Source organism: Methanoculleus sp. UBA413 (genome assembly GCF_002502935.1).
Classification (GTDB): domain Archaea; phylum Halobacteriota; class Methanomicrobia; order Methanomicrobiales; family Methanoculleaceae; genus Methanoculleus; species Methanoculleus bourgensis.
Map to the genome: position 1 here is coordinate 935 of NZ_DAQR01000053.1, position 6,775 is coordinate 7,709.

Annotated in this window: 9 protein-coding genes; all 9 read right to left on the reverse strand. The window is 58.9% G+C overall.

The window, feature by feature from the left end; genetic code table 11:
* Nucleotides 1-38 precede the first annotated feature (38 nt).
* A complete protein-coding gene (locus tag BP858_RS03910) occupies nt 39-440 on the reverse strand; it encodes a cupin domain-containing protein (RefSeq protein WP_074175678.1) in 402 nt (133 codons plus the stop codon).
* Nucleotides 441-851: 411 nt separating this feature from the next.
* Nucleotides 852-1,523 (reverse strand): roadblock/LC7 domain-containing protein, encoded by a 672-nt coding sequence (locus BP858_RS03915; protein WP_074175679.1) that lies wholly within the window; start codon nt 1,521-1,523, stop codon nt 852-854.
* Nucleotides 1,524-1,528: 5 nt separating this feature from the next.
* Complete coding sequence (locus tag BP858_RS03920; RefSeq protein ID WP_014867733.1) at nt 1,529-1,876, reverse strand: roadblock/LC7 domain-containing protein; 348 nt, start codon at nt 1,874-1,876, stop codon at nt 1,529-1,531.
* 13 nt (nt 1,877-1,889) lie between these two features.
* A complete protein-coding gene (locus BP858_RS03925) occupies nt 1,890-3,254 on the reverse strand; it encodes a Ni/Fe hydrogenase subunit alpha (protein WP_286878901.1) in 1,365 nt (454 codons plus the stop codon).
* Nucleotides 3,251-4,171, reverse strand: a complete 921-nt coding sequence (locus BP858_RS03930) for an NADH ubiquinone oxidoreductase (protein ID WP_014867731.1) — start codon at nt 4,169-4,171, stop codon at nt 3,251-3,253. The genes BP858_RS03925 and BP858_RS03930 overlap by 4 nt, the downstream gene beginning before the upstream one ends.
* A 6-nt stretch (nt 4,172-4,177) precedes the next feature.
* A complete protein-coding gene (locus BP858_RS03935; protein WP_014867730.1) occupies nt 4,178-4,741 on the reverse strand; it encodes a hypothetical protein in 564 nt (187 codons plus the stop codon).
* Complete coding sequence (locus tag BP858_RS03940; RefSeq protein ID WP_014867729.1) at nt 4,741-4,983, reverse strand: 4Fe-4S dicluster domain-containing protein; 243 nt, start codon at nt 4,981-4,983, stop codon at nt 4,741-4,743. Before BP858_RS03940 ends, BP858_RS03935 begins: the two co-directional genes overlap by 1 nt.
* 272 nt (nt 4,984-5,255) lie before the next feature.
* On the reverse strand, nt 5,256-6,044 hold the full coding sequence (minD, locus tag BP858_RS03945; RefSeq protein WP_014867728.1) for a cell division ATPase MinD: 789 nt from the start codon (nt 6,042-6,044) through the stop codon (nt 5,256-5,258).
* A gap of 37 nt (nt 6,045-6,081) precedes the next feature.
* Entirely contained in the window at nt 6,082-6,597 is a 516-nt protein-coding gene (locus BP858_RS03950) for a hypothetical protein (protein ID WP_014867727.1), read from the reverse strand.
* Nucleotides 6,598-6,775: the final 178 nt, after the last annotated feature.

Below are 6,775 nucleotides of genomic sequence, written 5' to 3' on the forward strand. Positions count from 1 at the left end.
TTAGATGCAATGCTCCACTAGTGCACTTCAGGGAGACGTTACTCTGTCGTCTTTCCGTCGAAATGCTCATCGTCGGCCATAGCCTCTTCGCGGGTCTTATGCACAACCCCATCACGGTGCTCGGGCGGCGAGTAGATCGTGTAGAGTTTGAGGTTTGCCGTCTTTGAGGTATTCAGGACGTTGTGGTTTGCACCGCTCGGCACAACCACGGCGCTGCCGTCCTTGACGACGTGTTTCACGCCGTCGATCACGACAGCCCCTTCGCCTTCCTCGAACCGGAAGAACTGGTCGACGTCGTCATGAACTTCCTCGCCGATCTCCTCACCGGGCTTCAGGCACATCAGCACAAGCTGGCTGAACTTCCCCGTATAGAGAACCCTGCGGAAGTCGGTGTTCTCTACGGTGTCCTTCTCAATGTTTGTTGCAAAACCTTTCTTCATATCACAACCTCCCGATAATCGTAGTTTTGGGATGGTTTACATTCCAATATAATGTGCCCCTGGTATTTCATTATTAGGGTGCGGAGATACGGGATGTCAGGAGAGCGGCTCCAGGGTGGGCAACTCAGGCCGAACCGGCGAGCCGTTCAAGAATCTGCAGTTTTGTTGAAAAACACCACATCAAGCATCCTCCTGTAAGGAAAGAACCCGGGCCCCGGCTGTCACTCCGGAAAGAATCCATGAGGCGTCGCTCCAGGCCGAAGCAGCGGGGATTGGTGCATTGGATGCAGGGGTAGACAGAACCTGATCTCCCACCGGCCCGCCGCGGCTATGTGCAACCGGGGAGGGAGAGAGCCCCTCCACCCAGCGGGAGATGTTCTCCGCCCCGGTAACGCCCCAGGGTTCCCGCCTTCAGGGTGCCTGGCCCTGCATGCCCCGTATCGAGAGCCTGATCAGGCCAAGGTTGGCGTCGGGCTTTGCGAGTACGCAGACTGAGAGATCCCTGTAGGGTGCGATGATAAGTTTCCCCGCCGGAGTCTCGAGGATCACCTGGGAGAGGTCCCCCATATCCATATCCCCCGTGATACGGGTACCGGCGCGGAGCAGATCCTCGGCGACCGCAGCCACCTGCTCAAAGTCCGCGGAACCCAGTGACTGGAGGGCAAACCCCTCGTGGAAGACCGAGACGGCAATGACGCCCGGCTGCCGCGCGATATGCTCAAGGCACCCCGCACTCAACGACCCGGCAGAAGCGGCCGGCCCTGCGCCGTCACCGCTCATCAGGCACCCGATCTCCTCGGAGACCGCCCGGGCCGCCCCGGTCTCCTCAGAAGTATACGCAATAAGTTCGTAATCGAGCGACGGCCGGTCGAGCAGGTATCGGTAGGCCTCGTCCCCATTGAGGACCAGGTTCTCACCGGTTGCCTGATAAACGGCCGCATACGGGTTCCCTCCCTGGACCAGAACAAAACCGGTCCCTCCGGACCCGTCGATGCGCACCGCCCCCGTAAAGCGAGGGCTGATGGTAGCAAGGGCCGCAAGGGGCCCCTGTAATCGTCCGAGTGAGACGCCATCCGGTAGCATCAGTCTCACAGAGCAGCGATTATTCGATCCTTGTTCTTCTTCAGTTCGTAACGGATCCGCCCGACATTGACGTTTGCGTCCGCCACAATGGCAATCAGCTCGTCCTCAGAGAGCGGGGAGAGCAGGATGGGCCCGTTCTCCAGTTCGACGATCATCTGGTGCATCTCCCCCTTCCCAAGCTCGTTGCTCATCGCTTCAGACGTACCCATGCCCGTCGACGCCATGGCGCCCAGGGCTTCGACATCCACGTCGCCGGCAACAACACTCTCGATCACAAAGCCGTCCCGTCCCGCCACAACCGCGGCGGTAACCCCGTCAAGTTTCAGGAATTCTCCCAGGATCTGTTTCAACATCTCTATCGCCTCATCATCTTCTGACTAACTCAATCCGGAGGGGCATCCGTCCGATCGCGTGCGTCGCGCACGAGATACAGGGGTCATACGCCCTGATGATCATCTCGATACGGTTTGCCGCCCCTTCGGTCAACGTTCCGTTCTCCACCACCCGGCGTGCCATATCCTCCACACCCCGGTCGATCGCGTAGTTGTTCTGGCAGGTCGCAACGATGAGGTTGCACCGCTCAATGATGCCCGATTCGCTGACGGTGTAGTCATGGATCAGGGTTCCCCGGGGAGCCTCGATGATCCCGATACCACGCCGGTTCACGACCTTCTCCACCGGGATCCTGACATCAGAACCGGTGATGCCCGGATCGGAGAGCAACTCCACCGCCCGCTCACACGAGGTGAGGAACTCGATGTAGCGTGCCAGGTGGTAGGCAAGCGTGGCCTGCGTAACGGTACCGAACCGCTCGCGGTATTCGGCGAGAGCGGCGTCAGCATGCTCCGTCCCCATCTTCTCCACGATATTGAGCCGGGCAAGCGGCCCGACCCGGTAGTAATCCCCGCCCTTGAGCCGGGCAAACTTCAGGTACGACCAGTCCTCCGAGTACTCCTCGATGAAGTTCGTATACTCCTCCCCCGAGAACGAACCGATCCTGCCCCCGTCAGACCCAAGCACCGCAACGGGCCCCTCGTAGGTCGTGTGGAGACCGTGCCTGGTCATACCCAGGAACCCGGTCTCCACAGCGCCGACACCGGTATCGACGCCGTCGAGGAGACCACGTGCGAGGTCCCACCCCTCACGGGCGATTGTGAGCGCCTCATCGGCCATGGTGACCAGTTCGGCCCTCCTCCCCTCAGTGAGCGGCGCCGACATCCCCCCGGAGAGCGCGTTTGCCGGGTGGATGGGTTTGCCGCCGACCGCCTCAGTCAGGCGTTGGCCGAACTTCCGGACCGCTATAGCCTTCTTCGCGATCTCGGGTGAGTGGCGGGCAAGCCCGATGACGTTGCGCTCCTCTGCCGGCGCATCGTAGCCCAGGATGAAATCAGGCGCCGCAAGCATGAAGAAGTGGAGGGCGTGGGAGTGGATGAACTGCCCGATATTGAGGAGTTCTCTGAGCTTCTTACCGGTCGCGGGCGGCTCGACGCCGAAGATCTGGTCGGTCGCTTTCGCCGCCGCCAGGTGGTGTGCCGATGGGCATATACCGCAGATCCGTGGCGTTATCCGGGGAGCCTCCTCGATCGCCGCCCCGACGAGGAACTTCTCAAACCCCCTGAGTTCCACAACCTGGAAGTGAGCCGAGTCGACCTCCCCCTGCTCGTTGAGGAAGATCTTTATACCGGCGTGACCCTCGACCCGGGTCACCGGGCTTATCGTGATCTCTTTCATCTTCCCCTCTCCTTTACCAGATCGCGAATCTTTGACGTCTCCTTATCCTCCATGATCAGGCTCCCGATGGTGAAGGCGTACATCGTGTGAGCGACGTCGTAGAGTTCCTTCTCCACCTCCTTCTCCGGCTTATCGGTGAGATCCGAAATCCTCCGCACCATCATGTTGTAGATGTCCCGGCAGGGCTCACGGAGGATGTCGAGCGACGGGCCGTTGCACCCGTGGCACGGGATGTTGTTCTTCGGGCAGGCCGCCCCGCACCTGCCGAAAGTGACGCTCCCAAGGCAGAGATAACCCTGCCCGAGCAGGCAGTGCTCACGGTCGGGCACACCCTCGTGCCGCCGCGAGAGGGACCAGTTCTCAACCGGCCCCATGATCCTGTCGCACTCTGCACAGACCGATTTACGCGAGAGTTCAAGAGTATCCCCCGCGATCATCGCCGGGATGATCTTCTTTAAGAACGCCTCCTTCGGCGGGCAGCCCGTGATGTAATAGTCGATCTTTGCAAGATCGCCCACCGCGAACGCCCGGTAGAGGAACGGCGGCACATCGGTCGGGATAACCCCGTCGGGCTTAGCCGTCTCCACCTCCCGGTAGACGCACTGGAAGAGGTCTTCGTTTGAACTCAGCATCGAAAGACCCGATATGCCGCCGTAACAGGCACAGGTCCCAAGCGCAACAAGCGTCTTTGCCCGTTTCCGGAGCCTGATGAGGCGTTCGTGGTTCTCCTCGTTCCGGACGGCACCGGTCACGAATGCTATGTCGATGCCCTCAGGGGGCTCCTTCGTGTCCATGATCACCGGAGAGTAGACGATCTCAGCCTCCTCGATGACATCAAGGAGCATCTCGTGGAGATCGAGCACCGCGATCGTGCACCCTGAACACCCGGCCAGTTCCTCAATAGCAATCTTCATCATTCCGCCTCATTTCAGGATCAGTTTCTTCAGGCAGGCGTTCGGGCCGGTATGGACGATCTCCAGTTTGGCTTTCCGGCCGGTGATCTCTTCGATCGCGCCCACGACATAGCCAAAAAGAGTCTGGCAGAGCGGGCCGCCCTGGTCAAGACCATTACGCCTGAGCGTCTGGCGGACAATGCAGTCATGGAAGACGAGGTAGATGAAGGTCTCACCGTTCTCTTCGATGATGAACGTCTCCTTATCCTCGGGTTTCCAGACTTCAAAGGAGTACTGGCCGCGCAGGAGGTCGGAGAGCTCGTGAAGCGCCCCTTCCACGTCTTCACGTTTCTGGAAGTACTTGGCGATCTCGTGACCGAACTTCTTCCCGGCCCGGTACGTGACCGCGTTTGCTCCCCGCCCCGCGATCTCTTCAAGCGACCTGATGACCAGGCCGTTGAGTTTCATCACGCCATGGAGCGTCTGTTCCATCTCTTTGGGGCCTGGTGTGCACTCGAGGGGGATCTCCTCAGCACGGTAGACGAGCTCGGAACGGAAGGCTTCATGCATTTCGTCGATGTAACCAGCACTCATCAGACCACCTTCCGGAGCATCTCACAGACCTTGATGTCGATATAGTGCCGCCGGGCGGGATAGATGCCACGGTGCTCGAGTGCCTGGGCCGGGCAGATCTCGTGGCAGGAGAGACACCCCATACAGTTATTGGGGCTGACCGGGACACTCACATTGTCCTGGAGTTCGTACACATGCATCGGACAGTCTTTGACGCAGAGACCGCACCCGACACATGCGTCCCTATCCACACGTATATCCATTATGAGCCTCTGAATGTGTGATTACCACTTCCTGCTATTAAAATATAATTATATATAGTTCATTCGCTACAGTGAGCGGGTTTCAGGAACCTGATTTAACGATTTTATCATTTATTCGCGTCACCAGGCAAATTTGGGGCCTCATAACTCTTTTGAAGTATCTGAACTCTCCTTCAGGTTGATGACATAAAAGAGGGAGGTGAGGGTGCCATCTGTCTGTTTTCTTCATAATGACGGTAGCGAGGGTGATTGAGCGGTCAACTTCAGGTATCTCACGCCTTCACCCGGAAGAGAGCCCGGGCCAGCCGATCGACGAAACCTTCCCGCGGCTCCGGCACCTCCTCCTCAACATACTCGATACCGGCTACATCGGCTGAGATACGCTTAAAGGCCCTCGATGCGCTGGATGTCGGGTACTTCACCACGATCGGCGACCGACCGGCCGACGCACGCCGCACGTTCGGGTCTTCCGGAACGACACCGAGCACCCTGACCCCGAGGAGCTTCTCCATCTGTGCGCGGTTGAACTCGTCCCCGCTACTGGCAACCCGGTTGATGATCGCGCCCTCAACGTGCCCACCGACCGTCTCGGTCAGGATCTTTGTCTTTAGGGAATCAACAATCGAGGAGATCTCAGGGTTTACGACAAGTATTACCCCGTCAGCGATTGTCAGCGGGATAACGCCGTCCCTGCTTATCCCGGCAGGGGCGTCCATGATAAGGATGTCAAACTCGCTCACGAGGTCGGTCATAACGTCTTTCAGCCGATCCGGGCTTGACTGCTGAAAACCCTGCAGAGAAAGCCCGCACGGCACCACCTTCACACCGAACGGCCCATCGTAGATGGCGTCCCTGACGCGCGCTTTGCCCGCCAGCACCTCGTGCAGGGTCACCGGCAGGTTCTCAAGTCCCAGGATGAGACCGAGATTCGCCATCCCGACGTCGGCATCCAGGATGCATGTCTTCTTCCCGTACTGTGCCAGCATTGGTCCCAGGTTTGCTGTGACCGTCGTTTTGCCGGTACCGCCTTTACCGGATGCAATTGTGTATACTTTTACCATGTAACCACTCACCGCTGGTATCCTGATCTCACCGGTCTTACACCCAGTGTTGCAGGACATCCCGGGTGTCCTGCTCGAGTGCGCTCGCCAGTTCGGGAGAGAGAGGCTCCGAAGGGCGGGCGATACCGATTACCGTCTCCCCATGGTGGGGGATACCGAGGAGCTCCGCCCCGGTCTCGTCCTGCAACGTTCCCTGTGTGTAGAGGTAGCTGTACCTGGCTGCCTCGTCCTCTGCACCTCTTTTCGTCGAGCCGATCAAGAGACCGTCTGCGGTCGCCAGTGTGAAGGACGCAAGGTTGTACTTCTCAGTGATCGTGCCCAGACACTCCTCCAGACTCCCGGCGTTCCGGGGATCGATCCCTTTAGGGAGGGGCGCGGACCCGGCGAGGTCCGGTGCTCCATGGTCGTTCGTAACGCCGGGGGAGGCTTCGGGCTCCGGCCTGGTGAGAGCCCGATAGATCTCCCCAAGGAAGTATACAACGCTGGCAAACCCGGCCACCACTGTTATTGTGATGATCAAGAGGAAAATCTGGATGATACCTATTGAATCCATTCCGTTATCAGCTCCCGTATCTATGTATCTTTCTCCTGGATGAGGTGATCAAGGTGGATCTTTTTGAGCATGTCCTTGCAGTTCACCCTGAAACTACTGACGAGTTCCTCAACATCCATCTCCTCCATGTTCCGGATGAGCGTGTTAATCTCGTCATCTCCTGATGGAGGCGCTGCAG

Excerpts from the sequence above, each read along its gene's own strand:
- BP858_RS03910 (WP_074175678.1), bottom strand. The coding sequence starts at position 440 with ATGAAGAAAGGTTTTGCAACAAACATTGAGAAGGACACCGTAGAGAAC.
- BP858_RS03915 (WP_074175679.1), bottom strand. The coding sequence starts at position 1,523 with ATGCTACCGGATGGCGTCTCACTCGGACGATTACAGGGGCCCCTTGCG.
- BP858_RS03920 (WP_014867733.1), bottom strand. The coding sequence starts at position 1,876 with ATGTTGAAACAGATCCTGGGAGAATTCCTGAAACTTGACGGGGTTACC.
- BP858_RS03925 (WP_286878901.1), bottom strand. The coding sequence starts at position 3,254 with ATGAAAGAGATCACGATAAGCCCGGTGACCCGGGTCGAGGGTCACGCC.
- BP858_RS03930 (WP_014867731.1), bottom strand. The coding sequence starts at position 4,171 with ATGATGAAGATTGCTATTGAGGAACTGGCCGGGTGTTCAGGGTGCACG.
- BP858_RS03935 (WP_014867730.1), bottom strand. The coding sequence starts at position 4,741 with ATGAGTGCTGGTTACATCGACGAAATGCATGAAGCCTTCCGTTCCGAG.
- BP858_RS03940 (WP_014867729.1), bottom strand. The coding sequence starts at position 4,983 with ATGGATATACGTGTGGATAGGGACGCATGTGTCGGGTGCGGTCTCTGC.
- minD (WP_014867728.1), bottom strand. The coding sequence starts at position 6,044 with ATGGTAAAAGTATACACAATTGCATCCGGTAAAGGCGGTACCGGCAAA.
- BP858_RS03950 (WP_014867727.1), bottom strand. The coding sequence starts at position 6,597 with ATGGATTCAATAGGTATCATCCAGATTTTCCTCTTGATCATCACAATA.